Origin of the sequence: Pseudoxanthomonas spadix (assembly GCF_003703395.1) — a bacterium.
Lineage (GTDB): Bacteria > Pseudomonadota > Gammaproteobacteria > Xanthomonadales > Xanthomonadaceae > Pseudoxanthomonas_A > Pseudoxanthomonas_A spadix.
In genome coordinates this window covers 15,029-38,648 of sequence record NZ_RDQN01000005.1, presented here as the reverse complement: position 1 = coordinate 38,648, position 23,620 = coordinate 15,029, and the positions used below count along the sequence as shown (strand labels likewise).

Below are 23,620 nucleotides of genomic sequence, written 5' to 3'. Positions count from 1 at the left end.
CGCTCGCCGTTGCGGTTCAGCCGCCGGCCGATGGCCTGGCGCAGGCTCATGGGCGGATCACCACGATATCGGCCGACTCGGGCGACTTCATGCCCAGCCGGTCGCGGGCGATCTGCTCGACCCGGGTGCTTTCGCCCACGGTGGCCTGCTCCAGCTGCAGGCGGCCGAACTCGATGTTGAGCTCATCGCGCTCGCGGTCCAGCTTGTTGAGCTGCACGAACAGCACCCGGTGCTGGTGGCGCGCATACACCACGCCGATGGCGGTGGCGATGTTGGCCACGATCACGATGAACAGCAGGACCCGGGTCATGCCGCGCCTCGCTCAAAAGCCGGGACTCGGGGGTGGAAAGCCGGGACTCGGGGGTGGAAAGCCGGGACCCGGGACCCGGGACCCGGGACCCGGGAAAAGCCGGAGCCGGTTCCTGGCCGGTCCACAGCCGTCTTGCTCTTGCCGTGACCGGGACCCGGGTCCCGGGTCCCGGGCCCCGGCTCTCCCAGCTTCTCGGCCACGCGCAGCACCGCGCTGCGGGCGCGCGGGTTGGCGGCGGTTTCTTCCGGCCCGGCGCGCACCGCCTCGCCGACGATCTTCAGGGCCGGGATGAAGTCCTGCGCCACCGGCAGGCGGCGGTTGCCGGCCGGCGCCTTGGCATGGCCGGCGATGAAGCGCTTGACGATGCGGTCTTCCAGCGAATGGAAGCTGATCACCGCCAGGCGTCCGCCGACCTTGAGCCGCGCCAGCGCCGCGTCCAGGCCCGTTTCCAGGTCGGCCAGCTCGCGGTTGATGTGGATGCGGATGGCCTGGAAGCTGCGCGTGGCCGGGTGGATCCGGCTCTTGTCGGTTCCGGGCCTGGCGCGCGGCATCACGCTGGCGATCAACTCGGCCAGCTGCGCGGTGCGGGTGAGCGGGGTTTCGGCGCGGCGGGCGACGATGGTGCGGGCGATGCGCCGGCTCATGCGCTCCTGGCCGTAATTGAACAGCACATCGGCGATCTCGCCCTCATCGGCGCGCGCCAGCCACTGCGCGGCGCTCTGGCCCGACTCCGGATCCATGCGCATGTCCAGCGGACCGTCCTTGCCGAAGGAGAATCCGCGCTCGGCCACGTCCAGCTGCGGCGAAGACACGCCCAGGTCCAGCAGCACCCCGTCCAGGCCGCCGGCGGTGGCGTCCCACTGCGCCAGTTCGGCAAAGCTGCCGCGCTGCACCGACACCCGCGCATCGCCATCGAACACGGCATGCGCATGGGCGATCGCTTCGGGGTCCTTGTCCATCAGCAGCAGCCGGCCTCCCGGGCCGAGTTGTTCCAGCACGCCGCGCGCATGGCCGCCGCGACCGAACGTGCCGTCCAGATAGATGCCGTCCGCCTTCACCTGCAGCGCGTCCATGACCTGCGCAAACAACACCGGAAGGTGGCCGGGCTGCGCGTCGGAGCGCATCCGGGCCCCCACCGTCACAGCCTGAGTCCGAGCAGTTCCTCGCCCAGATCCTCGTCAGACAACGTCTGCTGGATCTGCGCGCGGTGCGCCTGCTCGCTCCAGAGTTCGAACTTCTCGCCCATGCCCAGCAGCACGGCCTTCTTCTCGATCCCGACCGCGGCCCGATGGCTGGGCGGGATGGTGATCCGGCCGTTGCCGTCCGGCTCCAGGAAGGCAGCCGAACCGACCAGCTTCTGCTGCAGGGTGCGCACGGTCTTCCTGACGTTGGGCATGGCCATGACCTCGTCACGGACCCGCTCCCAGGCGGCCTGCGGATACAGCCACAGGGCACCGGCCTCGAACGGGTTGTAGGTCAGCACCAGGCGATTGCCACACGCACGCGCGACCAGGTCGCGGTAGACGGTGGGAACCGCCAGCCTGCCCTTGTCATCCACGGTGATGGCGGTTTCGCCCTGGAACACGTCCCCTCGCCCTTCAACTGCATTGCCGGCCGTCATTGAACCACGAAAAACCGCTGAACCCCCGGTTTTTCCACTAGTCCCCACACTAGCACTGGCGATCGGGTTGTCAACAACTCACGGCGAAGGAAATCACCTGCCGGATCAATGGCTTGCGCAAAACTTCACAGACTTGTTCAAACCTTATCCACAAGTTGCTGTTTCGTCTCAAATTTTGAGACTGATCCGGAATTCAGCCGGGTGCCGGGGATGTGAAGTGACCGCTGTCACGGGACACCTCGGGCCCGCGCCACCGCTGGCCATTGCGCAAAAAGCCACCAACAATGGCGCCATGTGTCTGCTCGCCCTTGCCTGGAAAACCCACCCGCGTTGGCGCCTGGTCCTGGCCGGCAACCGCGACGAATTCCACGCCCGCCCCGCCGCCGCGCTGGCGCCCTGGCCCGAGGCGCCCGGTCTGGTCGCCGGGCGCGACCTGCAGTCCGGCGGCAGTTGGGCCGGCGTGGGGCCCCGGGGCCGGGTGGCGGTGGTCACCAACGTGCGCGACCCGGGCGTGGCCGCACCACCCGGTGCTCCGTCACGCGGCGCGCTGGTGGCCGACTTTCTGAAATCCAACGCGGGCGCGGCCGACGCCGCCGCCGCACTGCACGACCAGGCCGGCCGCTTCGCCCCGTTCAACCTGCTGCTGGCCGACGCCGCGCAGTGTCACTACGTCGGCAACTGGCCGACACCGGTCCAGCGCGTGGTGGCCGCGGGCGTGCATGGCATGTCCAACGGGCCGCTGGACGACCCCTGGCCCAAGACCCGCCGGCTGTGCCGGGTCCTGCAGGCCTGGCTGCAGGGCCCGGCCGAAGATCCGGCCGCCCTGTGGGAGGCGCTGGCCGACGAGCACCTGGCCGCCGATGCGGACTTGCCCAATACCGGCGTGCCGCTGGACCTGGAACGTCGGCTCTCGGCCACCTTCATCCGCGGCGAGCGCTACGGCACCCGCGCCAGCACGCTGATCGCCATCGCCCACGATGGCACCGGCTGGATCGCCGAACGCCGCTTCGGTCCCGAAGGCCGGTTCGACGGCCAGACCCGCATCGCCTTGCCGGCGGCCTGAAAACACAACGCCCCGCGCTGGCAAGAAGCGGGGCGTTGCCTGAAGACAGTGGCGGAGCCGGCCTGTAAGCCGGGTTCTGTCGTGGACAGTCATTCCTCTAGGCGCATCGTCACCGATACGCTCAAGCAACCTACCCGGACCCGACGCGGGCAGCGTCATGAGGTCCCTATTCGGTCTTGCTCCCGGTGGGGTTTACCGTGCCGGTCTGTTGCCAGACTCGCGGTGCGCTCTTACCGCACCATTTCACCCTTGCCTGATCCGCACCCGAAAGGTGTGGCCATCGGCGGTTTGCTTTCTGTTGCACTGGCCGTCGGCTCGCGCCGCCCAGGCGTTACCTGGCACCGTGCCCTGTGGAGCCCGGACTTTCCTCGGCATTCTTGCGAATGACGCGACTGTCCAGCCAGCTCCGCCACGCGCATTGTCCCATAGATGCGTCATTGTCATGCCCTTTCGATCCGGCCCTGGCCACGCACGCCTATACTCGGGCCATGCGCGCCATGCTGCTTCGCCATCCCGGGCAACCGCTGGAATGGGCCGAACTGCCCGATCCGGTCCCTGGGCCGGGCGAGGTCCTGATCCGGGTCGGCGCCTGTGGTGTCTGCCGCACCGACCTGCATGTGGTCGACGGTGACTTGCGACAGCCCGCCCTGCCGCTGATCCCCGGGCACGAGATCGTCGGCCGGATCGTGGCGCGCGGCCCGGGCGTGCAATCCCTGGCGATCGGCCAGCGCGTCGGGGTCGGCTGGCTCAGCCATACCTGCCAGCACTGCCAATACTGCCAGGACGACCGCGAAAACCTCTGCGACCATCCCGGCTTCACCGGCTACACCCGCAACGGCGGTTTCGCCGAACTGACGCTGGCCGAGGCCCGCTTCACCTATCCGCTGCCCGAGGCCGGCGACGACGCGCAGATGGCACCGCTGCTGTGCGCCGGGCTGATCGGCTGGCGCGCGCTGGTGATCGCCGGCCAAGGCCAGCGCCTGGGCCTGTACGGCTTCGGCGCCGCCGCGCACCTGATCGTGCAGGTGGCGCGCTGGCAGGGCCGCCAGGTGCATGCCTTCACCCGCCCGGGCGACCAGGCCGCGCAGGCCTTCGCCCTGTCGCTGGGGGCCAGCTCGGCCGGGCCGTCGGACCGGCCCTCGCCGCAGCTGCTGGACGCGGCGATCATCTTCGCGCCGGTCGGAAGCCTGGTCCCCACCGCCCTGGCCTCGGTGCGCAAGGGCGGCCGGGTGGTGTGTGCGGGCATCTACATGAGCGACATCCCGTCCTTTCCGTATGAACTGCTGTGGGAAGAGCGGCAACTGGTGTCGGTGGCCAACCTGACCCGCCGTGACGCGCACCAGTTCCTGGCGCTGGTGCCCAAGGTCGGCCTGCACGCCAGCGTGGTGCGCTACCCGCTGGCACAGGCCAATCAGGCACTGTCGGACCTGCGCGAAGGCCGGCTGAGCGGCGCGGCGGTGCTGGTGCCGTGAAACGCTGACATTGGCCGCGCGCGGCTGCGACGCCGGCAGCACGCCTTCTGCCGAGACCCGATCCGGCCTGCCCCGCACCCCCGCTACCCAGGCCTGTCCCTTGCTGCCTTGCGGCGTCGCCGGCGCGGCCCTTAGCCGCCGTACAGCGCCTTGCGCGGCGCGCCGGTGATCTCGGCGGCGAGCCGGGCGGCGGTGGACGGCGGCAGGTGGTCCTTGAGCAGGGCGTGGACGCGGCGGCCTTCGGCCAGCCGGGCGTCGGCATCGGCGGCGGCGCCCTGGACCATCACCACGAACTCGCCCTTGCGCTGGTTCTCGTCGGCTTCCACCTGGGCCAGCAGCGCGGCCAGCTCGCCATCGAGCACGGTTTCAAAGAGCTTGGTGAGTTCGCGCGCGATCGCCGCCGGGCGCTGCGCGCCGAACACGGCGACCAGGTCGGCCAGCGACTCGGCGATGCGGTGCGAGGATTCGTAGAACACCAGGGTGCGCGGCTCGCTGACCAGCGTGCGCAGGTGCTCGCGCCGGGCCGAAGGCCTGGCCGGCAGGAAGCCTTCGAACACGAACCGATCGCTCGGCAGGCCGGCCACGCTGAGCGCGGCGATCGCCGCGCACGCACCGGGCACCGGGCTGACCCGGATCCCGGCCGCCCGCGCCGCGCGCACCAGCCGGTAGCCGGGATCGGAGACCAGCGGCGTGCCGGCGTCGCAGACCAGCGCCAGCGACTGGCCCTGCTGCAGCCGGGCCACGATCCGCGCGGCGATGGCCTCCTCGTTGTGCTCGTGCAGCGCCAGCAGCGGGGTGGACAGGCCGAAGTGCGAGAGCAACTGGCCGGTGCGCCGGGTGTCCTCGGCGCAGATCGCATCGACCGTGCGCAGCGTCTCCAGGGCCCGCGGGGTGAGATCGGACAGGTTGCCGATCGGCGTGGCGACGACGTGGAGCGTGGGGACGGCCATGGGAAAGGCACTCGTGCGGCAAAGGGTAGAATCCTAGCCCGTTCCTCCCACGCCGCCTTCGAACGCCCATGGAAAAGCGCTCCGCCACCCTGCTCGCCTCGGCCCTGCTGGCCCTGTTCCTGGCCGGCTGCGCCACCCGGGTCGGCACCGGCAGTGCGGCCAGCCGTGCCGAGCAGAACGCCGCCTTCGCCCAGGCCAGCGCCCTGGCCGCGCAGCGCTCCGGGCTCAAGGGCCAGGCCCTGAGCGAGAACACCCGCCAGATCCAGGCGCTGCTGGCGGGCCTGGACAATCCCACCCTGACCCGCGAGACCGCTGGCCTGGCCGTCGGCGACCCGCTGTATCCGCTGGCCGGCAACCTCATGCTCGAACGCGGGCTGGAGCTGCCGCGCCCGTTCGACCGAGGCAGCAGGTGGAACTTCGACGCCAACGGCCGCCCGCCGGCCGATCGCGACGGCTACCGGCCGCCGCTGAAGCTGGCGGTGCTGCTGCCGCTGTCCGGGCCGATGGCCACCGCCGCCGGCCCGGTGCGCGACGGCCTGCTGGCCGGCTACTACGGCGAAACCCGCCGCCGCCCGGAAATCCGCTTCTACGACACCGCCAGCAGCCCGGCAGACGCCACCAACGCCTATGCGCGCGCGGTGAGCGAGGGCGCGGAGATGGTGGTCGGGCCGCTGGGCCGCGAGCAGGTCGATGCGATCTTCCGCCAGCCCACCCTGACCGTACCGGTGCTGGCCCTGAACAGGGGCGAGTCCGAAGTGCCCGACGGCGCGGCCAGCTTTTCGCTGGCGCCGGAGGCCGAGGGGGTCAGCGTCGCCGACTACCTGCTCAAGCTGGAGCGCAAGCGCGTGCTGGTGATCGGCGGCAACGACGACAACGGCCGGCGCGCCTCCGACGCCTTCCGCAAGCGCTTCACCGAAGGCGGCGGCGCGGTGGCCGACATCATCATCGTGGGCGAGGCGCCGGCCGACCTGTCTGCGCCGCTGGTTGCGGCGGCGGCCAAGGACGTCGATGCGATCTTCCTGGCGGTGCGCGGCCCGACCGCGCGCGCGCTGACCCCGCAGCTGGCCCTGGCCGGCCTGGGCGGCAAGACCCGGGTGGGCACCTCGCTGCTGATCCAGGGCACCGGCAAGCCGGAAGAAGACAACGTGCTGGACGGAGTGATCTATCCCACCGAGGCGTGGTCGGCCAGCGGCGTGGCCGGCCTGCCTTCGCCGGCCACCGTGGCCGCGACCCTGCCCACCGCCCGCGGCGGCGCGGCGCGGCTGTTCGCCTTCGGCTACGACGCCTGGCTGCTGAGCGCCTACATGCAGAAGCTGGCCGAAGGCACCGGCGCCAACCTGCGCGGCGCCACCGGCACCCTGACCGTGGACGGTTTCGGCACGGTCCTGCGCGCGCCAGCCTGGGCGACCTTCAGCGGTGGCATGCCGGTGCCGATCAGCGGCGGTGGCTGAGCGCCGGGCACGTGGCGACACGGCCGAAGCCGCAGCCCGGGCCACGCTCGAACGCGGCGGCCTGACCTTCGTCGCCGGCAACGTCCGCTTCCGCGGCGGCGAACTGGACCTGGTCATGCTGGACCGGGGCGCGCGCGGCGGCGCCTGCCTGGTGTTCGTGGAAGTGCGCTATCGCGCGACCGACGCCTTCGGCGGCGGCGCCGCTTCGGTCGACCAGGCCAAGCGCCGCAAGCTGGTCCACGCCGCACAGCTGTTTTTGGTCCAGCAGCCGCAGTGGGCCAACCATCCCTGCCGTTTCGACGTGGTGGACGCCCACGGCGATCCGGCCAGGCCCGCGATCACCTGGCTGCGCGATGCGTTCCGCGCAGACGAGGCCTGAGTGCTGCCCGACAGCTTCAACCACGCCAGGATGATGCGGGCTGCGCGAGCGGTGCTGGGCCGCAGGCGCATCAGCCACGGGTCGTGGGCGACGACGGTCGGCGTCTGGCCGATCGGCGCCGGCCACTTCAGTGCGGGTCGGTTGCCGACGCCGTGGTCGCAGCGACGGATCAGCCGAAGTGGGCATAGCCGGCACGCGGCGGCGTCCACACCGCGCCCTGCGCGTCGCGCGCCTGCACGCCCTGCCCGGCCACGATCCGGCCCACGCGCACGCCGGGCACGCCGGCCAAATCCAGCGCCTGCTGCACCTGCTCGGCGCGCTGCGGCGGCGCGGTGAAACACAGTTCGTAGTCGTCGCCGCCGCCGGCCTGCCACGGCCAGCGCACCTGCGGCTTGAACCGTGCCAGCGCGCGCGAGACCGGCAGCCGGGCCAGATCGACCTGCGCGCCGACGCCGCTGCGCGCGCACAGGTGACCCAGGTCGGCGAGCAGGCCATCGGAAAGATCGATGCAGGCCGAGGCCAGGCCGAGCAGCGCACGCCCGGCTTCCACCCTTGGGGTGGGTCGGTCCAGGCGCGCACGCAGCGAAGGCTCCACCGCCGCGCCGGAACACATCGACTGCAGCGCCGCGGCGGCATCGCCCAGCGTGCCGGTCACCCAGACCTCGTCGCCGATGCGCGCGCCATCGCGGCGCAGGGCGTGGCCGGCTTCGACATGGCCCAGCGCGGTGACCGCGATCGACAGTGGCCCGCGCGTGGTGTCGCCGCCCACCAGGCTGACGTCATGCAGCGCGGCCAGCGCCAGGAAGCCGTCGATGAAGCCATCCAGCCAGCGTGGGTCGGGCTGCGGCAAGGACAGCGACAGCGTGCACCACGCCGGGCGGGCGCCCATCGCCGCCAGGTCGGAAAGATTGACCGCCAGCGCCTTCCAGCCGATATCGGCCGGCGCGGTGTCATCGGGAAAATGCACGCCGGCATTGAGCGTGTCGGCGGTGACCACCAGCTGCATCCCGGATGGCACCGCCAGCAGCGCGGCGTCGTCGCCGATGCCCAGCGCGACGTCCGCGCGCAGCGCCACGCGCGCAGCGATGCGCGCGATCAGGTCGAATTCGCCAGGGGCGGACGCGCCGTTGGCCAGGTCAGCTGGAACCATCGCGCAGCGTCAGCGGCTGCGCGCGTTGGCTTCGGCTGCGCGCCATTCCAGCGCGGCGCGGTCCAGCACGCCGTTGACGTAGGTGTGGCCATGCTCGGCGCCAAAGCGCTTGGCGGTTTCGATGGCCTCGTTGATCACCACCCGATAGGGCACGTCGGGGCGATGGCGCAGTTCGTAGGCGGCGATGCGCAGCACCGCGCGTTCGATCTGGTCGACCTCGGCCACGGTCCGGTCCAGGTGCGGCAGCAGCGCCTGATCCAGCGCGTTGCTGTGCGCCATCACCCCACGCACCAGGTCCTCGAAATATTCCAGGTCGGCGAGCTCGTGCGCCTGTTCATGGGCGAACTGGGCGATCACGCCCTGGGTGGTGCCGCCGGCCATCTGCCAGGCGTAGATCGCCTGCAGCGCGCGCCGCCGCGCGCGGGCGCGCAGGACCGGATCGACGCCGTCACCGCGACGCGGGCCGGGACGGCTCATGGCAGCGCCTCCAGCAGGTTGACCAGCTCGACCGCGGCCAGTGCGACTTCCTCACCCTTGTTGCCGTGGCTGCCGCCGGCGCGGGCTTCGGCATCGGCCGCGTCCTCCACGGCCAGCACCCCGTTGAGCACCGGGATGCGGTAGTCCAGCTGCACCCGCATCAGGCCCTCGGCACAGCCGTCGGCCACCTGCCGGTAGTGGCGGGTATCGCCGCGGATCACGCAGCCCAGCGCCAGCAGCGCGGCATGCTTGCCGGCCTGGGCCAGGCGCGCGGCCACCAGCGGGATCTCCCAGGCACCGGGGACCCGGATCACGTCCACCTGGTGCTCGGCCACGCCGTTGCCGGCCAGTTCCCTGCGTGCGCCAGCCACCAGCGCATCGACGATGCGCGCGTTCCAGCGGCTGGCGATGATCGCGTAGCGCGTGCCTTCGATCGCGCGCAGGTCGCCTTCGTAGTGGGTCATCGGTCGCTGCAGCCAAAAAAGGGTCGGTCAGTTTAGCGCGTGGTGGCCAGATCGGCCGCGGTGAGGGTTTCCACCACCTCCAGCCCGAATCCGGCCAGGCCCACCTGCCGACGCGGCGTGCCCAGCACCCGCAGCTTGCCCAGGCCCAGGTCCGACAGGATCTGCGCGCCGGCGCCGTTGCGCCGCCACTGGCCCACGTCCTTGTCCTTGCCGGGCGCGGGCAGCGGGGTCTGCCGGCGCAGCCGCGCCAGCAGCGCCTGGGTGTCGCGCGGGGCGGACAGCACCACCATCACGCCCTGGCCCTCGGCGGCGATCGCGCGCAGCGCATCGGTGGCGGCCACGCCGAAATCGTCGCGCCGCCAGTGCAGCAGGTCGGCCAGCGGATTTTCGACCTGGACCCGCACCAGGGTCGGCGTTGCAGCATCCGGCGTGCCCCTGACCAGGGCGAAGTGCAGGTCGTTGGCGATCCGGTCGCGGTAGGTGACCAGGTTGAACGGGCCGAATTCGGTGTCGATCTCGCGCTCATCCACGCGCTCGACGGTGTGCTCGGTGGCCAGGCGATGGGCGATCAGGTCGGCGATCGAGCCGATCTTCAGGCCATGGGCGCGGGCGAACCCTTCCAGCTCGGGGCGGCGCGCCATCGAGCCGTCGGGATTGAGGATTTCCACCAGCACCGCCGCCGGTTCCAGCCCGGCCAGCATCGCCAGGTCCACCCCGGCCTCGGTATGCCCGGCGCGGGTCAAGACCCCGCCGGGCTGGGCGATCAGCGGGAAGATGTGGCCCGGCTGGTGCAGGTCGGCCGGCCTGGTGTCGGGCTTGACCGCGGTGCGGATGGTGTGGGCGCGGTCGTAGGCGGAGATGCCGGTGGTCACGCCCTCGGCCGCCTCGATGCTGACGGTGAAGTTGGTCTGGAACTGCGCGGTGTTGGCCTGGACCATCGGCGCCAGGCCGAGCTGGCCGGCGCGTTCGCGGGTCAGCGGCAGGCACACCAGGCCGCGGCCGTGGGTGACCATGAAGTTGATGTCCGACGGCCTGACCAGCTCGGCGGCCATGATCAGGTCGCCTTCGTTCTCGCGGTCCTCATCGTCGACGATCACGACCATGCGGCCTGCGCGGATGTCTTCCAGCAGTTCGGGGACGGTGGCGAAGTTCATGCCTGCGCTCCCGGCGCGTTGGCCGCGCGCGCGCCGAGCAGGCGCTCGACATAGCGCGCGACCAGGTCGATTTCCAGGTTCACCGCATCGCCCACACCGATCTGGGCAAAGCGTGTGTGGGCGACGGTGTGCGGAATCAGTGCGACCTCGAAGCCATCGCCGTCGACCGCGTTGACCGTCAGGCTCACGCCATCGACGCAGATCGAGCCCTTCCTGGCGATGTACCTGAGCAGGCCGGCCGGCGCGGCGAAACGCCAGCGCTGGGCGCGCGCATCGGCGTGCACCGACAGCACCCGGCCCAGGCCATCGACGTGGCCGCTGACCAGATGCCCGCCGAGGCGATCGGTCGGGCGCATCGCCCGTTCCAGGTTGAGCGTGGCGCCCACCTGCAGCGCGCCCAGAGTGGTGAGCGAGAGGGTTTCGCTCGAGGCATCGGCCTGGAAGCTGTCCGCGTCGAAGGCGACCACGGTCAGGCACACGCCGTTGACCGCGATGCTCTCGCCCAGCTGCACCGCCTCGAACGGCAGCGAGCCGACCTCGAAGGTGAAGCGGGTATCGCCGCCCAGCGGCGTGGCGGCGGCCAGGCGGCCAAGGCCTTCGATGATCCCGGTGAACATCAGCGCGCCTCCGCTGCTTTAATCAGGCGAAGGCAAACCCGGCCCGGCTCGGCTGTTCCTTGAATCCCCGCACAGGGATGTGCGGGCTTTTGCAGAGGGATCTGCGAATACTTACTCATCAACGTTTCTCGCAAAGGGGCAGAAGCGAAAAACGCCACAAGGCAAAGGACCCGCGCACGACGATCAAGGCCGCGCGGCGGGTCGTCTTCTTTCATCCGGACTTTCTGGCGCCGGGATGCGGCACCAACCGTCGGCTCCGGCATCGGACCGGATCTGCTGACCTGCGTGGGCGTCACCCCCCTCGCAGCGCTCGCGGGCTCGTGCGCGCCAGGCGCACCTACCGCCGGTGGGGAATCGCACCCCGCCCTGAAGACGTTCATGGATGCCGGCGAACCGGCGATGCACATTCTACCAGTGCCGGCCGCGACCGATCGCGCACGCAGCGTTGCAGGGGTGGCCTCAGCCGGCCGGCCGCAGCAGCAGGCGCAGGTCCGCACCGACCCTGCGCTCGTCGACCACGCGCAGGCGCTGCTGCTCGGCCAGCGCGGCAATGCCCAGGTGCGAGAGCAGCGGACGGGCGCCGTCGCCGAGCAGGGTCGGGGCCAGGTAGAGCAGCAGCTCGTCGACCAGCCCGGCGGCCATCAGCGCCCCGGACAGGGTGGCGCCGGCCTCGACCTGGACTTCGCAGACCCGGTGCCGGGCCAGCGCGGCCAGCACCGCACGCAGGTCCAGGCGGCCTTCGTGCAGCGGGATCTGTTCGAAGTGCACCTGGTCGTGGTCGGCCACGCGCGCGGGCAGCGGGCCGTGCAGGTACAGGGTGGGCGCATCGCCGGCCTGCACCCGGACCTGGTCCAGGCTGGCCAGCGTGGCATCGAGCACCACCCGCAGCGGTGGCACGACCGGCTGGTCCTCTTCAGGCCGTGCGGTGAGCGAAGGATCATCGGCGATCACCGTGCGCGCCCCGGTCAGGATCGCGCCGGAGCGCGCGCGCCAGCGCTGCACATCGGCCCGCGCGGCCGCGCCGGTGATCCACTTGGACTCCCCGCTGGCCATGGCGGTGCGGCCATCGACGCTGGCGCCCAGCTTGACCCGCAGCCACGGGCGCCCGCGCACCACCTGCGAGAGGAAGCCGCGGTTGAGCTCGCGCACCTGCGCTTCCAGCAGCCCGACCTGCACGGCGATGCCAGCGGCCCGCAGCTTCTCGAAGCCCGCCCCGTCCACCTGCGGAAACGGGTCGCGCATGGCGGCCACCACGCGGCTTACCCCGGCAGCCACCAGCGCATCGGCGCATGGCCCGGTGCGTCCGGTGTGCGCGCATGGCTCCAGGGTCACGTACACGGTGGCGCCGCGCGCGCGCGCGCCGGCCTGGCCCAGCGCGAACACTTCTGCGTGCGGCTGCCCGGCATATTGATGGAAGCCTTCGCCCACCACCGTCTGGCCGTGGGCGATCACGCAGCCGACCATCGGGTTGGGCTTGGTGGTCCAGGCGCCGCGTTCGGCCAGGCGCAGGGCACGGGCCATGTGGGCGTGGTCGGTGGCGGAAAATTCAGACATCCACGACTCCAGGGGCGATGGCCATGACCACCACCTGCAACGGTCCCAGCGCCAGCCGGTCCAGCGGCTGCCAGCCCAGCCGCGCGTAGTACGGCACCAGCGCATCCTGGCAGTACAGATGCAGGCGCGGCACCTTGAGCGCAGCGGCGGCCTGCACGCCGTGCCGCACCAGCGCCGCGCCGATGCCGGCCGCGCGCGCCTGCGGGCGCACGTACAGCGAGGCCAGCCACGGCCTGTACTGGTCGATGCGTTCGTCATCGTTGGCCAGCAGGCTCACCGACCCCAGCCACTGCTCGCCCTCCAGCGCCAGCCAGGTCGTGGGGATCCGGTCGCCGCGGCCATGGCTGGCCAGTTCGGCCTGCGCCTGGTCCAGCCGCCAGTCCGGGGACAGGCCACCGAAGGCCTGCAGGTGCGCCTGCGCCACCTCGGCCAGGTGCTGCGGGTAATCCCAGAGCGGTGCGATCTGCAAGGCTGCGCGGCTCAACGTTTCTTGTGCTTGGCGTCCGGCGTGCCAAACGGCAGCACCTCACCACCCAGCAGCGGCAGCTGGCCCTCGCCGGGCAGGTCGCGCTCCAGGCGATCGAGTTCCTCGCGGAAATCGGCCACGTCCTCGAAGCTGCGATACACCGAGGCGTAGCGCACGAAGGCCACGTGGTCGAGCCTGCGCAGCTCGGCCATGACGAATTCGCCGATCCGGCGCGAGGACAGTTCGCGCTCGGTGGTGCGGCGCAGCTGCTGGATCACCGCGCGCACCGCCGCCTCGATCTGCTCCTCGGACACCGCGCGCTTGTGCAGGGCGCGGTCGAAGCTCTGGCGCAGCTTGCGCGCGTCGAAGACGTCGCGACGACCGTCTGACTTGATCACCGCCGGCAGCTTCAGCTCGATGGTTTCCAGGGTGCTGAAGCGCTCGCCGCAGGCCTCGCACTCGCGGCGCCGGCGGATGGTGGCCCCGTCCTCGGACACGCGCGAGTCGATCACGCGGGTGTCGGTGTTCTGGCAGAAGGGGCAGTGCATGGGCTGCTCAGGGGCGGAGGATGAGAAACGAGAAGTGAGGAACGAGAAGTAATGAGAAGTGAGAAGTGAGAAGTGAGGAGTGAAGAGTGAGGAGTGAGGAGTGAGGAAAAAGCCAGGGGCGGGTGTTACTCGTTTCTCACGCCTCGCCTTCAGCCATACACCGGGAACTTCCTGCACTGCGCGGTGACCTTTTCGCGCACCGCCGCCAGCACCGAGCCATCGCCTGGCGCGTCGAGCACCTCGGCGATCCAGTTGGCCAGCTCGATCGTGTCGGCCTCCAGGTAACCTCGCGTGGTGATGGCCGGCGTGCCCAGCCGCAGGCCCGAGGTCACGAACGGCGAGCGCGGATCGCCCGGCACCGAGTTCTTGTTGGTGGTGATGTTGGCCTTGCCCAGCGCGGCCTCGGCATCCTTGCCGGACACCTGCTTGCCGATCATGTCCACCAGCATCAGGTGGTTCCGGGTGCCGCCGGAGACGATCTTGTAGCCACGCGAAATCAGCGTGTTGGCCATCGCTTGCGCGTTCTTGAGCACCTGCTGCTGGTAGGTCTTGAAGCCCGGCTCCAGTGCCTCCTTGAAGGCCACCGCCTTGGCCGCGATCACGTGCATCAGCGGGCCGCCCTGGATGCCGGGAAACACGATGGACTGCAGCTTCTTCTCGATCTCCTCGCCGGCGCCCCTGGCCAGGATGATGCCGCCGCGCGGCCCGCGCAGGGTCTTGTGGGTGGTGGAGGTGACCACGTGCGCGTGTTCCAGCGGGCTGGGATACACCCCCGCGGCCACCAGCCCGGCCACGTGCGCCATGTCCACGAACAGGAACGCGCCCACCTGGTCGGCGATGGCGCGAAAGCGCGCCCAGTCCACCACCTGCGAGTACGCGCTGAAACCGGCCACCACCATCTTCGGCCTGTGCTCCAGGGCCAGGCGCTCGACCTGGTCGTAATCGATCAGGCCTGCTTCGTTGACCCCGTACTGGATCGCATTGAACAGCTTGCCGGACACGTTGACCTTGGCGCCGTGGGTGAGGTGGCCGCCATGGGCCAGCGACATGCCCAGGATCGTATCGCCCGGCTGCAGCAGCGCCAGGTACACGGCCTGGTTGGCCTGCGAGCCGCTGTGCGGCTGGACGTTGGCATACATGTCCTGGGGGGAGCCTGCGCCGAACAGTTGCTTGAGCCGGTCGATCGCCAGCTGCTCGGCGATGTCCACGAACTCGCAGCCGCCGTAGTAGCGCTTGCCCGGGTAGCCCTCGGCGTACTTGTTGGTCAGCACGCTGCCCTGGGCCTGCATCACCGCCGGGCTGGTGTAGTTCTCGCTGGCGATCAGCTCGACGTGATCCTCCTGGCGCTGGGCTTCGGCGGCGATGGCCTTGGCCAGCTCGGGGTCATAGCTTTCGATACGGACGTCACGCGGGAACATCTGGGCTCCGGGATTCAGGACGGGTCGGCTGCCGCCATCGCGGGGTCGCCGCGCGGGCCTGCAGGGCAGCGAATTGTAAGCCTTCCGGGCATGGGGCCACCAATGCCAGCGCCGGAGTGCCGATTCCACGCCACGGGGCGCATCGGCGCGTCCACGAAAAAGGGCGCATCGGCGAGGATGCGCCCTTGGCCTTTCAGCAACCCGAGGCAATCAGTGGTTCAGCAGCAGATCGGTAATGACGCCGGTGGCGATGGCCACCAGGATCAGGTTGCCGCGGTCGTCGCGGACCCAGTGGTGCCCGTGAGGCGGACGACGCACGTAGTAACGGTCGTAGTCGTTGATCACGTAGGTCCGGCCACTGTAATAGTTGTCGTAACGATGACCGCGCTCGTAGGCATACGGACGGTAGACGCGCGGCGGCGGGCCCGGGCGGTAATGGTTGTGTACCACCACCGGGCGGCGGTAGCCGTCGCGGTACCCGTCGCGATAGGCATCGCGGCGGTCGTAACGGTCGTAATGGTCGGCTCGGCGGTCGTGGTGCTTGTCGTGGCCTTTGTCCCAGCCGTGGTGGCCGCGGCCACGGCCGTGGTCACGTTCGCCTGCCATGACCGGCGCTGCCGCCAGCGACATGGCAAGGACCGGAATGCTCAGCAGGGACAGGATCGTGCGTTTCATGGCGTCTACTCCGTAACGTGGTGTCACGCTGCCGATGATGCGCCGTCGGGGTGAACGGAAACTTGCTGGAAACGGTTCACAAAACTTCGGTTAATACTCCGGAATCCCCCTGTTCAGTTTCGGCCTTCCGGTTGGGACGCCGCTCCCCAGCGCCTATACTGGGCCATCCCTTTCCACCGACCTCCTCGCCTGTTCCGTGTGGCGCGGTTGGCCGGCTGCGTCCAATGTCGGAGATCGCATGTCGCAATACATCTACACCATGAACCACGTGTCCAAGATGGTGCCGCCCAAGCGCCAGATCCTCAAGGACATTTCGCTCAGCTTCTACCCCGGCGCCAAGATCGGCCTGCTGGGCCTGAACGGCGCCGGCAAGTCGACGGTGCTGAAGATCATGGCCGGGGTGGATACCGATTTCGAAGGCGAAGCCCGCCCGCAGCCAGGCATCAAGGTCGGCTACCTGGCCCAGGAACCGGAACTCGATCCCGAGCACACCGTGCGCGAAGCGGTCGAGGAAGGCGTGGGCGAAGTCCTGCAGGCCCAGGCCGCGCTGGATGCGGTGTATGCCGCCTACGCCGAGGAAGGCGCCGACTTCGACGCACTGGCCAAGGAACAGGAGCGCCTGGAAGCGATCCTGGCCGCCGGCGATGCGGCCACCCTGGAGCAGCAGCTGGACGTCGCCGCCGATGCGCTGCGCCTGCCGCCGTGGGATGCGATCGTCGGCAAGCTCTCCGGCGGCGAAAAGCGCCGCGTGGCGCTGTGCCGGCTGCTGCTGCAGAAGCCGGACATGCTGCTGCTGGACGAACCGACCAACCACCTGGACGCCGAGTCGGTGGAATGGCTGGAACAGTTCCTGGCCCGGTACCCCGGCACCGTGGTGGCCGTCACCCACGACCGCTACTTCTTGGACAACGCCGCCGAGTGGATCCTGGAGCTGGATCGCGGCCGCGGCATTCCGTGGAAGGGCAACTACACCGACTGGCTGATGCAGAAGGAAGAACGCCTCAAGCAGGAGGACAGCCAGGAAAAGGCCCGCCAGAAGGCGATCCAGAAGGAACTGGAATGGTCACGGCAGAACGCCAAGGGCGGCCGCACCAAGGGCAAGGCGCGCCTGGCCCGGCTGGAAGAGCTGCAGTCGGTGGACTACCAGAAGCGCAACGAGACCAATGAAATCTTCATCCCGCCGGGCGAGCGCCTGGGCAACGCGGTGATGGAGTTCAGGAACGTGTCAAAGAAGTTCGGCGACCGCCTGCTGTTCGAGAACCTCAACTTCCTGGTCCCGGCCGGTGCCATCGTCGGCATCATCGGCCCCAACGGCGCCGGCAAGTCGACCCTGTTCAAGATGATCACCGGCCAGGAGAAGCCCGACAGCGGCCAGATCGTGATCGGGCCGACGGTGAAGCTGGCCTACGTCGACCAGAGCCGCGAGGCACTGGAAGGCAACCACAACGTCTTCCAGGAGATTGCCGGCGGCCTGGACATCCTCAACATCAACGGCATCGAGATCCAGTCGCGCGCCTACATCGGCCGCTTCAACTTCAAGGGCCAGGACCAGCAGAAGCTGGTCGGTTCGCTCTCCGGCGGTGAACGCGGTCGCCTGCACATGGCCAAGACCCTGCTGCAGGGCGGCAACGTGCTGCTGCTGGACGAGCCGTCCAACGACCTGGACATCGAAACCCTGCGTGCGCTGGAAGACGCGCTGCTGGAGTTCCCCGGCAACACGTTCGTGATCTCCCACGATCGCTGGTTCCTGGACCGCATCGCCACCCACATCCTGGCCTTCGAAGGCGACTCGCACGTGGAGTTCTTCCAGGGCAACTACCGCGAGTACGAAGCGGACAAGAAGCGCCGCCTGGGCGTGGATGGCGCCCAGCCGCATCGCCTGCGCTTCAAGGCGCTGAAGTGATGCCTTGGCGCACCGGCGCAACGCGCGGGTGCCTGTGCCAAGCCCGGCAGAGGCATGCCTCTGCCATCCCCGCGCAGGCGGGAAATGCTTTTCAACAGCCGTATGGCTGGTCATCCAGGGACGTTGCTTTGGGGCCTGAACTGCCGGGCTTTTCTTCGTGCGACCCAAGGTGTCCAACGGCACCTCAAATCAGCTGCGGCGCACGGTCCGGCACCTGGTCGCCAGCCTCAACCTTCAGATCGCCGGTGACCGACCCTCTGCAAACAGCACGTCGGTGAACCCGAAGGTGGAGAAATCGCGGATCCGCGACGGGTACAGGATCCCATCCAGGTGATCGACCTCGTGCTGGACCACGCGCGCGTGGAAGCCTTCGGCGACCCGCTCCACGCGCTGGCCCTGGGCATTCCAGCCGCTGTAGCGGATGTGCCTGAAGCGCGGGATCACCGCGCGCAGGCCGGGGATGGACAGGCAGCCTTCCCAGCCGTCTTCCAGTTCATCCGACAGCGGTTCGACCACCGGGTTGAACAGTGCCGTGCGCGGCACCGCCGGGGCGTGCGGGTAGCGCGCGTTGTGGTCGAAACCAAACACGATCACCCGCTTGCCCACCGCCACCTGCGGCGCGGCCAGGCCCACGCCATTGGCAAGTTCCATGGTCTGGAACATGTCCTCGACCAGGTCGCGCAGTTCGCCGGTGGCAAAGTGCTCGACCGGTTCGGCCCGCTGCAGCAGCATCGGTTCGCCCATGCGGATGATGTCGCGGATCATGAGATTTCCTCCTCTGGGGGAAGACCGAACACCTGGCGCAGATAGCGCACGTAGTCCGGATCGTCGCACATGCTCTTGCCGGGCGAATCGGACAGCTTGGCCACCGGCTGGCCATTGCAGCGGGTCATCTTGATGACGATGTTCAGCGCCTGCGGGCCCAGGTCGTTGGTCAGGTTGGTGCCGATGCCGAAGGCCAGCCGGCAGCGGCCGCGGAAGTGCGCCGACAGGCGTTCGACCTTGTCCACGTCCAGCCCGTCGCTGAACACCAGCGACTTGGTCCGCGGGTCGGCGCGGTTGGCCGCCAGGTGCGCCAGCATGCGCTCGCCCCACACGAACGGATCGCCCGAATCATGGCGCATGCCGTCGAAGAGCTTGCAGAAATACATGTCGTAGTCGCGCAGGAAGGCATCGATGCCGACCACGTCGCTCAGCGCGATGCCCAGGTCGCCACGGTACTCGCGCGCCCAGGCTTCCAGCGCGGCGCCCTGCGAATCGCGCAGACGCGGCCCCAGCGCCTGGAAGGCCTGCAGCCACTCGTGGGCCATCGTGCCCATTGGCGTCATCCCGTACTGGCGGGCGAAATACACGTTGCTGGTGCCCACGAACTGCGCCCCCAGGCCATCGCGCAGCAGCGGCAGCATCCGCCCATGCCAGCTGCGCGAATAGCGCCGGCGGGTGCCGTAGTCGGCGATCGCGCAAGCGGCCGCATCGGGGATCGCGCGCAGGCGCTGGAGCTTGGCCTGCAGCCGACGCAAGCCTTCCTCGGCGTCGCCCTGGCCCAGCGCATCGAAATAGACCTCGTTGATGATCGCCAGCAGCGGCACCTCGAACAGGATCGTGTGCAGCCACGGGCCCTCGATCACCAGCTCGATCTCGCCGGGCACCTCGGCCGATGCCTTGAGCGAGACATACTTGCGGTCAAAGTGGAACAGGCCGAGAAAGTCGACGAAATCGGACTTGATGAAGCGCAGGCCGCGCAGGTAATCCAGCTCGTCGTCAGCCAGGTACAGCGTGCACAGTGCGTCGATTTCAGCACGGATGCGCGGCAGGTGCGAAGCCAGGTCGATGTTCGGGGTGCGGCACTTGAAGCGGTACTGCACCTGTGCGGCCGGGTATTGATGCAGCACCGCCTGCATCATCGTGAACTTGTACAGATCGGTGTCGAGCAGCGAGCGAATGATCATGACGGCATTATGCGCGCGGCCTGGCCTGCCCGAGCCACACGGGCTTAGGTCAGCGCAGCAGACGCTGCATCGCAGCCAGGACGAAATGCGCCCAGATCGCGGCCCACACGCCGATGCGGACCGGCAGCGCGCGCTGCGCGGCTTCGAACCTGCAAAAGTAACGCCACAGGCCACGATGCTTGTGCCATTCCACGAACAGCGGCCGCGCAGCGCTGGACACCCCGCGCAGGTGCAGCACGGACACGTCGTTGGCCACCGCCACCCGGGCCCCGGCCAGGCGCGCGCGCCGGCACAGGTCCAGGTCCTCGGCATGCAGCCGGTAGCCGGGGTCGAAGCCGCCCAGCGCATCGAACAAGCCGCGGGCGATGAACATCAGCGCGCCGGAGGCTGCCTGCACGTCCTGCACCGCCCGGGAGTCGTCCACCGGCACGCCCAGCTGGCCGCCCTGGCCGGGGCTGCGCAGCATCGCGCCGAAGTCCGGGTCGCGGCGGCGCGCGGCGCTGTCGCGCTGGCCGTCCGCGTCGATCAGGTCCACGCCCAGCAGCACCGGATGCAGGGCCTGGGCGTGCGCGCGCAGGCGCGCCAGGGTGTCGGCTTCGACCATCAGGTCGGGATTGACAAAGGCCAGCCACGGCGCCGACGCATCGGCCGCGCCCTGGTTGCAGCCCACCGAAAAGCCGGGGTTGTCCGGATTGGCGATGAAACGCACGCGCCGATCGCGTGCGGCGTGGCGCTGGACCAGCGCCAGGGTGCCGTCATCGGAGCCGTTGTCGACCACCCGGATCTGGACCACGCCCTGGGCGGCGCGCAGCCGGGTGAGGCAGGCCTCGATGGTCGAAGCGCTCTGGTGGGTCACCACCACCGCGGCGATGCCGCCCTCAGCCGAACAGTTCACGCTGCGGTTCCATCACAAGCCGGGCGTGGCATGCCTGCAGGCGGACGCGGGCCTGTTGCAAGGGGTCCTCCATCAGGAAGCGCGCCAGGCGCGCGTTCCAGTCCGGCCAGCGCGCGGCCAGCGCGTCCAGGTCGCCATCGGCCGGGCCGCCTTCGCCGGCGCGGGCGACGAAGGCGGTCTGGCACAGCACGTTGCGCCAGCCCAGCCCGGACAGACGCAGTGACAGGTCGATCAGTGCCGCATACCCGCTGCGGTAACTGTGCTGGTCCAGGCCGCCGGCACGCGCACGCGCGCGGCCACGCAGGGCCACGGCATGGCTGACCGCGGCGGGCAACTCGGGATAGGTGGCCGGCATCGCCGCGCAGGCCTGCGCGGTGCGCTGCCGGTCGGCCGGCGGCTGGTCCACTTCGCCCAGGCGCGGCCAGGCAGCCGTTTCGCCGGCATTGCACCAGGGGGTGGCGGTGGCGATGGACGCATCGCTGGCCAGGCAGCCGGCCAGCTGCACCAGCCAACCCGGCAGCGGCTGCGCATCGGGCGCCAGCACCACCACATCCAGGCCGGCACAGGCGGCGAGCATTTCATCCAGGTGCGCCACTTCGCCCAGCGGCGCGGGCCGGCGCGTGTAGTCGGCCTTGAGCCGGGTCCGGCCCAGCCAGCGCTCGATCAGTGCGCGGCCGCGCGGCCCGCTCTGCGCATCGTCGGCCAGCCACACCTGGGTGCCGGCCGGCGTGGCGGCGTCGAGCGCGGCCAGGCACGCATCGAGCGCGGCCTCGTCCACCCCGACCGGCAGCAGCACCACGGGCAGCGCGTCGGCAGGAACCGGGCTCACTTGTCCTTCGGCGGATTCAACGGTTCCATCGCGCGGAACTGCTGGCTGTATTCGTCGGTGAGGTTGCGTGCTTCCTGCGGGTTGCGCACGATGGTGGGCGTGAGCAGGACGATGACTTCCTGCCGGTCCGTGCTCTGGGTCCTGGAACCGAACAGGCCGCCGATGACCGGAAGTTTGCTCAGATAGGGCACGCCGGAGGAGCCGTCTTCGGTGGAATCGCTGATCAGGCCGGCCAGCATGATGGTGTCGCCGCTCTGCACGGCTGCCTCGGTCCTGACAAAGCGGGTGTTGATCGGGACGTTGCAGGCGGAGACGGCGGCGTTGCAGTTGGCCGGCGCAGCACCGGGGGAACTGACTTCCTGCGCGATCTCCATGAACACCGTGCCGTCCCTGGTCACCCGCGGGCGCACCTTGAGGATCACGCCGGTGTCCAGGTACTGGACCTGGCTGTAGGTGTCCACGCCGATGCCGGCGCTGACCGAATAGGAGTTCACCGGAATCTGGGTACCGACCTTCAACTCGGCCTCGGCATTGTTGCGCACGAACACCGACGGGGTCTGCAGGATGCGCAGGTCGGTCACCTCGTCCAGGGCCTGGATCACCGCGGCGGCATTCTTGCCCAGGAAGGTCCAGCCCAGACCGCCGCTGCCCACCGTGCCGGCCAGATCGCCCCAGATATCGCGGCCGGCGGCGCTGGGCAGGCCGGCGCCGTTGCCGATCACACTGCTGGCATCGCCGGTGAGCGGCGCGTTGACCGCCTGCTCGAAATACCAGTTCACCCCGTACCGCAGATCGCCAGTCAGGTTGACCTCGGCCACCTGCGCCTCGATGTGGACCTGCATCGGCATGACATCGAGCTTGTCGATCACCTCGCGGATCGAGCGCCAGGCGGTGCCGCTGGCACGCACCAGCAGGGAGTTGGTTTCCTCCACCGCGGCCACCCCCACCTTGTTGCCTTCCACTTCCAGGGTGACCGCGCCGTTGCCTTCCTGGCGCTGGCTCAGCGCCAGATCGCCGCCACTGCCCCCGATGCCCGAACCCGCTCCGGTCGACATTGCATTGCCAAGCCCGCTGTCCGGGCCAGCATTGTCCAGGCCGGACGCGCCCGAACGGCTGCCGAACTGCAGCGTGCTGCCGCTTTCGCCGATGCCGCTGGAAGTCAGCGAAGCGCCGATCGCACCCGGCGCCAGGGTCGTGCCGGCATTGCCGTCGTTGCGACCACCGCCACTGCCGAACACCTCGGCCAGCCTTTGCGCCAGGTCGCGCGCCTTGATGTATTTGAGCTCATACGAAAACAGCCGCGGGCTGTCGCCGGCATTGTCGATGCGCTCCAGCCAGTCGCGGATCTGGTCCAGGTAGGCCGCCTGCGGGGTGATCACCATCACCGCGTTGGCCCCTTCCAGCGGCATGAACCGGAACATGCCGGCGCTGGGCGTCTTGCTGGCCTCGCCGAAGACCTTTTCAAGGTCGGACACCACCTTGGTGGCCTGCCCGGTCTCCAGCGGGAACACGCCCACCGACATGCCCGCCAGCCAGTCCACGTCGAAGATCTGCACGGTGCGCAGGTAGTTTTCCAGCTCGCTGCGCGAACCGCCCAGGGTGATGATGTTGCGGGTGGGATCGGTGGCGATGACTGCGTCGGGCCGCGCGTACGGCTCCAGGATCTTCTTCATCTCGTTGGCCGCGATGAACCGCAGCGGCACCACCCGCACCTCGTAGCCGCGCGCGTTGCCGGCACCGCCCGAACGCGGCGCCACGGTACCGGCCAGGGCCTGGTCGGCCGGGACGATGTTGTAGCGGCCCTCGGCATAGACCAGGCGCGCGTTGTTCCAGCCCAGCACCTGCTCCAGCAGCGACAGCGCCTGCGCCGGCGACACCGGACGCGGCGTGGCCAGGGTCACCGTGCCCTGCACGCCGGGCGCGATGACGTAGTTCTGGCCCAGCATGTCGCCCAGGATCGCCTTGACCACCGCCTGCAGCGATTCGCCTTCGAAATTGAAGGTGGCGCTGCCGTTGCTGGCAGCGGCCGGTGCCGGCGGCGCGGACGCGGCGGCGCTGCGGTTGATCACCTGGCCGCTGCCGCGGCGGATCTGCGCCTGCGGCCCGGTCACCGGCGGTTCGGCCGATTCAAGCGGCGCGGTCTGCGCGGCGCCTGCACGGGCCTCGGGATTGGCGACATTGCCCTGGCGCTGCACGGTGGGCACCGGCGCGCTGGCGCAGCCGGCCAACAGGGCCAGCAGGAGGCCGATGAGGATGGTGGGGCGTGACGTCATGT

At 69.8% G+C, this 23,620-nt stretch carries 24 protein-coding genes, 1 other RNA gene and 1 riboswitch; of the genes, 5 read left to right on the top strand and 20 right to left on the bottom strand.

All coding sequences use genetic code 11. The features are described 5' to 3' along the window. Positions 1-46: 46 nt before the first annotated feature. The 3 genes from ftsL to D9R12_RS09610 are packed head-to-tail and all read right to left on the bottom strand — an operon-like array spanning position 47 to position 1,931. Entirely contained in the window at positions 47-310 is a 264-nt protein-coding gene (gene ftsL / locus D9R12_RS09620; protein ID WP_014159401.1) for a cell division protein FtsL, read from the bottom strand. Beyond that, positions 307-1,434, bottom strand: a complete 1,128-nt coding sequence (gene rsmH, locus D9R12_RS09615; protein WP_122230064.1) for a 16S rRNA (cytosine(1402)-N(4))-methyltransferase RsmH — start codon at positions 1,432-1,434, stop codon at positions 307-309. Before rsmH ends, ftsL begins: the two co-directional genes overlap by 4 nt. A 14-nt stretch (positions 1,435-1,448) precedes the next feature. After that, complete coding sequence (locus D9R12_RS09610) at positions 1,449-1,931, bottom strand: division/cell wall cluster transcriptional repressor MraZ (RefSeq protein ID WP_122230062.1); 483 nt, start codon at positions 1,929-1,931, stop codon at positions 1,449-1,451. Between the two features lie 292 nt (positions 1,932-2,223). On the opposite strand from D9R12_RS09610, the gene D9R12_RS09605 reads away from it, so the two are divergent. Further along, a complete protein-coding gene (locus D9R12_RS09605; RefSeq protein ID WP_122230060.1) occupies positions 2,224-2,994 on the top strand; it encodes an NRDE family protein in 771 nt (256 codons plus the stop codon). 49 nt (positions 2,995-3,043) lie between these two features. Here D9R12_RS09605 and rnpB read toward each other — a convergent pair. Next, positions 3,044-3,402, bottom strand: an RNA gene (gene rnpB / locus D9R12_RS09600) — RNase P RNA component class A. A gap of 89 nt (positions 3,403-3,491) precedes the next feature. Here rnpB and D9R12_RS09595 point away from each other — a divergent pair. Next, positions 3,492-4,466, top strand: a complete 975-nt coding sequence (locus tag D9R12_RS09595) for a zinc-dependent alcohol dehydrogenase family protein (RefSeq protein ID WP_170159218.1) — start codon at positions 3,492-3,494, stop codon at positions 4,464-4,466. Between the two features lie 131 nt (positions 4,467-4,597). On the opposite strand, the gene rsmI is transcribed toward D9R12_RS09595, so the two are convergent. After that, positions 4,598-5,416, bottom strand: a complete 819-nt coding sequence (gene rsmI / locus D9R12_RS09590) for a 16S rRNA (cytidine(1402)-2'-O)-methyltransferase (protein ID WP_122230056.1) — start codon at positions 5,414-5,416, stop codon at positions 4,598-4,600. Positions 5,417-5,484: 68 nt separating this feature from the next. Between rsmI and D9R12_RS09585 the strand changes: the two genes are divergently transcribed. Further along, a complete protein-coding gene (locus D9R12_RS09585) occupies positions 5,485-6,867 on the top strand; it encodes a penicillin-binding protein activator (RefSeq protein WP_122230054.1) in 1,383 nt (460 codons plus the stop codon). Next, positions 6,860-7,246, top strand: coding sequence for a YraN family protein (locus tag D9R12_RS09580; protein ID WP_122230052.1), 387 nt, complete (start codon positions 6,860-6,862; stop codon positions 7,244-7,246). Before D9R12_RS09585 ends, D9R12_RS09580 begins: the two co-directional genes overlap by 8 nt. 169 nt (positions 7,247-7,415) lie before the next feature. On the opposite strand, the gene thiL is transcribed toward D9R12_RS09580, so the two are convergent. The 10 genes from thiL to D9R12_RS09530 all read right to left on the bottom strand — a co-directional run bounded on the left by thiL (position 7,416) and on the right by D9R12_RS09530 (position 15,769). Continuing rightward, positions 7,416-8,396, bottom strand: a complete 981-nt coding sequence (gene thiL, locus D9R12_RS09575) for a thiamine-phosphate kinase (RefSeq protein WP_122230050.1) — start codon at positions 8,394-8,396, stop codon at positions 7,416-7,418. Between the two features lie 9 nt (positions 8,397-8,405). Further along, complete coding sequence (gene nusB, locus D9R12_RS09570; protein ID WP_014159392.1) at positions 8,406-8,873, bottom strand: transcription antitermination factor NusB; 468 nt, start codon at positions 8,871-8,873, stop codon at positions 8,406-8,408. Further along, positions 8,870-9,337, bottom strand: a complete 468-nt coding sequence (gene ribH, locus D9R12_RS09565; protein ID WP_014159391.1) for a 6,7-dimethyl-8-ribityllumazine synthase — start codon at positions 9,335-9,337, stop codon at positions 8,870-8,872. Before ribH ends, nusB begins: the two co-directional genes overlap by 4 nt. 32 nt (positions 9,338-9,369) lie before the next feature. Then, positions 9,370-10,491 (bottom strand): 3,4-dihydroxy-2-butanone-4-phosphate synthase, encoded by a 1,122-nt coding sequence (gene ribB / locus D9R12_RS09560; protein ID WP_122230048.1) that lies wholly within the window; start codon positions 10,489-10,491, stop codon positions 9,370-9,372. Then, a complete protein-coding gene (locus D9R12_RS09555; protein ID WP_122230046.1) occupies positions 10,488-11,108 on the bottom strand; it encodes a riboflavin synthase in 621 nt (206 codons plus the stop codon). The genes ribB and D9R12_RS09555 overlap by 4 nt, the downstream gene beginning before the upstream one ends. 199 nt (positions 11,109-11,307) lie before the next feature. Beyond that, a riboswitch (FMN riboswitch) is annotated at positions 11,308-11,486 on the bottom strand. Positions 11,487-11,567: 81 nt separating this feature from the next. Further along, positions 11,568-12,662: a bifunctional diaminohydroxyphosphoribosylaminopyrimidine deaminase/5-amino-6-(5-phosphoribosylamino)uracil reductase RibD gene (ribD, locus tag D9R12_RS09550; RefSeq protein ID WP_122230044.1), complete on the bottom strand. Its 1,095-nt coding sequence runs from the start codon at positions 12,660-12,662 to the stop codon at positions 11,568-11,570. Next, on the bottom strand, positions 12,655-13,146 hold the full coding sequence (locus D9R12_RS09545; protein ID WP_425479091.1) for a GNAT family N-acetyltransferase: 492 nt from the start codon (positions 13,144-13,146) through the stop codon (positions 12,655-12,657). Before D9R12_RS09545 ends, ribD begins: the two co-directional genes overlap by 8 nt. After that, entirely contained in the window at positions 13,143-13,676 is a 534-nt protein-coding gene (gene nrdR / locus D9R12_RS09540; RefSeq protein ID WP_122230042.1) for a transcriptional regulator NrdR, read from the bottom strand. The genes D9R12_RS09545 and nrdR overlap by 4 nt, the downstream gene beginning before the upstream one ends. Positions 13,677-13,825: 149 nt before the next feature. Beyond that, on the bottom strand, positions 13,826-15,094 hold the full coding sequence (gene glyA / locus D9R12_RS09535) for a serine hydroxymethyltransferase (RefSeq protein WP_122230040.1): 1,269 nt from the start codon (positions 15,092-15,094) through the stop codon (positions 13,826-13,828). A 210-nt stretch (positions 15,095-15,304) separates the two neighbouring features. Further along, positions 15,305-15,769 carry an RcnB family protein gene (locus tag D9R12_RS09530; protein WP_122230038.1) on the bottom strand — a complete coding sequence of 155 codons (465 nt, stop codon included), beginning with the start codon at positions 15,767-15,769 and terminating at the stop codon, positions 15,305-15,307. A gap of 238 nt (positions 15,770-16,007) precedes the next feature. Between D9R12_RS09530 and ettA the strand changes: the two genes are divergently transcribed. Continuing rightward, positions 16,008-17,672 carry an energy-dependent translational throttle protein EttA gene (gene ettA, locus D9R12_RS09525; RefSeq protein ID WP_122230036.1) on the top strand — a complete coding sequence of 555 codons (1,665 nt, stop codon included), beginning with the start codon at positions 16,008-16,010 and terminating at the stop codon, positions 17,670-17,672. A gap of 234 nt (positions 17,673-17,906) precedes the next feature. On the opposite strand, the gene def is transcribed toward ettA, so the two are convergent. The 5 genes from def to gspD are packed head-to-tail and all read right to left on the bottom strand — an operon-like array spanning position 17,907 to position 23,618. Continuing rightward, positions 17,907-18,437, bottom strand: a complete 531-nt coding sequence (gene def, locus D9R12_RS09520; protein ID WP_122230034.1) for a peptide deformylase — start codon at positions 18,435-18,437, stop codon at positions 17,907-17,909. Continuing rightward, the gene (pncB, locus tag D9R12_RS09515; protein WP_122230032.1) at positions 18,434-19,621 is read right to left on the bottom strand and encodes a nicotinate phosphoribosyltransferase; all 1,188 of its coding nucleotides are present in this window, start codon (positions 19,619-19,621) and stop codon (positions 18,434-18,436) included. The genes def and pncB overlap by 4 nt, the downstream gene beginning before the upstream one ends. A 49-nt stretch (positions 19,622-19,670) precedes the next feature. Next, positions 19,671-20,516 (bottom strand): glycosyltransferase family 2 protein, encoded by an 846-nt coding sequence (locus D9R12_RS09510; RefSeq protein ID WP_122230030.1) that lies wholly within the window; start codon positions 20,514-20,516, stop codon positions 19,671-19,673. Continuing rightward, entirely contained in the window at positions 20,500-21,345 is an 846-nt protein-coding gene (locus D9R12_RS09505) for a glycosyltransferase (protein ID WP_122230028.1), read from the bottom strand. The genes D9R12_RS09510 and D9R12_RS09505 overlap by 17 nt, the downstream gene beginning before the upstream one ends. After that, complete coding sequence (gene gspD / locus D9R12_RS09500; protein ID WP_122230026.1) at positions 21,342-23,618, bottom strand: type II secretion system secretin GspD; 2,277 nt, start codon at positions 23,616-23,618, stop codon at positions 21,342-21,344. Before gspD ends, D9R12_RS09505 begins: the two co-directional genes overlap by 4 nt. Positions 23,619-23,620: the final 2 nt, after the last annotated feature.

Excerpts from the sequence above, each read along its gene's own strand:
- D9R12_RS09610 (WP_122230062.1), bottom strand. The coding sequence starts at position 1,931 with ATGACGGCCGGCAATGCAGTTGAAGGGCGAGGGGACGTGTTCCAGGGC.
- D9R12_RS09605 (WP_122230060.1), top strand. The coding sequence starts at position 2,224 with ATGTGTCTGCTCGCCCTTGCCTGGAAAACCCACCCGCGTTGGCGCCTG.
- rsmI (WP_122230056.1), bottom strand. The coding sequence starts at position 5,416 with ATGGCCGTCCCCACGCTCCACGTCGTCGCCACGCCGATCGGCAACCTG.
- def (WP_122230034.1), bottom strand. The coding sequence starts at position 18,437 with ATGATCCGCGACATCATCCGCATGGGCGAACCGATGCTGCTGCAGCGG.
- ribB (WP_122230048.1), bottom strand. The coding sequence starts at position 10,491 with ATGAACTTCGCCACCGTCCCCGAACTGCTGGAAGACATCCGCGCAGGC.
- ftsL (WP_014159401.1), bottom strand. The coding sequence starts at position 310 with ATGACCCGGGTCCTGCTGTTCATCGTGATCGTGGCCAACATCGCCACC.
- ribD (WP_122230044.1), bottom strand. The coding sequence starts at position 12,662 with ATGTCTGAATTTTCCGCCACCGACCACGCCCACATGGCCCGTGCCCTG.
- thiL (WP_122230050.1), bottom strand. The coding sequence starts at position 8,396 with ATGGTTCCAGCTGACCTGGCCAACGGCGCGTCCGCCCCTGGCGAATTC.
- D9R12_RS09585 (WP_122230054.1), top strand. The coding sequence starts at position 5,485 with ATGGAAAAGCGCTCCGCCACCCTGCTCGCCTCGGCCCTGCTGGCCCTG.
- rsmH (WP_122230064.1), bottom strand. The coding sequence starts at position 1,434 with ATGCGCTCCGACGCGCAGCCCGGCCACCTTCCGGTGTTGTTTGCGCAG.
- glyA (WP_122230040.1), bottom strand. The coding sequence starts at position 15,094 with ATGTTCCCGCGTGACGTCCGTATCGAAAGCTATGACCCCGAGCTGGCC.
- ettA (WP_122230036.1), top strand. The coding sequence starts at position 16,008 with ATGTCGCAATACATCTACACCATGAACCACGTGTCCAAGATGGTGCCG.
- D9R12_RS09555 (WP_122230046.1), bottom strand. The coding sequence starts at position 11,108 with ATGTTCACCGGGATCATCGAAGGCCTTGGCCGCCTGGCCGCCGCCACG.
- pncB (WP_122230032.1), bottom strand. The coding sequence starts at position 19,621 with ATGATCATTCGCTCGCTGCTCGACACCGATCTGTACAAGTTCACGATG.
- D9R12_RS09530 (WP_122230038.1), bottom strand. The coding sequence starts at position 15,769 with ATGAAACGCACGATCCTGTCCCTGCTGAGCATTCCGGTCCTTGCCATG.
- nrdR (WP_122230042.1), bottom strand. The coding sequence starts at position 13,676 with ATGCACTGCCCCTTCTGCCAGAACACCGACACCCGCGTGATCGACTCG.
- ribH (WP_014159391.1), bottom strand. The coding sequence starts at position 9,337 with ATGACCCACTACGAAGGCGACCTGCGCGCGATCGAAGGCACGCGCTAC.
- gspD (WP_122230026.1), bottom strand. The coding sequence starts at position 23,618 with ATGACGTCACGCCCCACCATCCTCATCGGCCTCCTGCTGGCCCTGTTG.
- nusB (WP_014159392.1), bottom strand. The coding sequence starts at position 8,873 with ATGAGCCGTCCCGGCCCGCGTCGCGGTGACGGCGTCGATCCGGTCCTG.
- D9R12_RS09595 (WP_170159218.1), top strand. The coding sequence starts at position 3,492 with ATGCTGCTTCGCCATCCCGGGCAACCGCTGGAATGGGCCGAACTGCCC.